Raw genomic sequence first — 1,119 nt, forward strand, 5'->3', positions numbered from 1 at the left:
GTCCAAGACCGTAGCGACCAAGACGGGGGCGAAAATCGAACCGAAACCTGCTGCGGCCAAGAAGCCGGCGGCCAAGAAGACGGCTGGAGCCGCCAAGTGAGCGTTTCGGACACCGAAAAGGACGAGATCGAGAAATCGTCGGCGCCGCTGATGGAGCATCTGATCGAGCTGCGCCGGCGGCTGATCTGGTCGCTGGGCGGTTTCTTCGTTGCCTTCCTGGTCTGTTTCTTCTTCGCCAAGAAGCTGTTCAACCTTCTGGTCGTCCCGTTCAAATGGGCGACGCAGTGGGCAGGCCTCGATCCGCACAAGGTCGAGCTGATCTACACGGCGCCGCAGGAATTCTTCTTCACGCAGGTCAAGCTCGCCATGTTCGGCGGCATGGTGATCGCCTTTCCGCTGATCGCCACGCAGATCTACAAATTCATCGCGCCCGGCCTCTACAAGAACGAGCGCAACGCCTTCCTGCCGTTCCTGATCGCGTCGCCAATCCTGTTCCTGATGGGTGCGTCGCTGGTCTATTTCTTCTTCACGCCGATGGTGATGTGGTTCTTCCTCGCCATGCAGCAGGCCGGCACCGACGATCAGGTGCAGATTTCACTGCTGCCAAAGGTGTCGGAATATCTCAGCCTGATCATGACGCTGATCTTCTCCTTCGGCCTGGTGTTCCAACTGCCGGTGGTGACCAGCCTGATGACACGCGTCGGCATGCTGTCGTCCAAGGGGCTGGCCGAGAAGCGCAAATGGGCGATCGTCATCGCCTTCGTCGTCGCGGCGGTGCTGACGCCGCCCGATCCGATGAGCCAGATCGGCCTCGCCATTCCGACCATCCTTCTCTACGAGGTCTCCATCTGGGCTGCCCGGCTGATCGAGCGCGATCAGGAAAAGCAGCGCGTGGCACGCGAGAAGCAGGACGCGGCGGAAGAGGTCGCCGAGAAGAAGCCGGCGGACGCGTCCTCCACCTGAACGGCGCCGCCGCGTCTGGCCAGTCTCGATAGGAATTTTTTCTTGACCTGGTGAGGGCAGCTATGCTATGATTCTCGGTATGGTGCTGACTTGCGCCAGCGACCCGCCGTAGAGGCGGGGTTTTTTTTTTTAGGTCTCCCCCCCCCTCAGCCCGAA

1 protein-coding gene is annotated in these 1,119 nt (G+C 60.7%); it reads left to right on the forward strand.

Features of this window, described 5'->3' with window-relative positions:
* Positions 1-96: 96 nt before the first annotated feature.
* Positions 97-963, forward strand: coding sequence for a twin-arginine translocase subunit TatC (gene tatC, locus EN969_RS32315; protein ID WP_013531297.1), 867 nt, complete (start codon positions 97-99; stop codon positions 961-963).
* Positions 964-1,119 lie beyond the last annotated feature (156 nt).

The sequence above is a fragment of the Mesorhizobium sp. M7A.F.Ca.CA.003.01.2.1 genome, assembly GCF_003998945.1.
Taxonomy (GTDB): Bacteria; Pseudomonadota; Alphaproteobacteria; order Rhizobiales; family Rhizobiaceae; genus Mesorhizobium; species Mesorhizobium ciceri.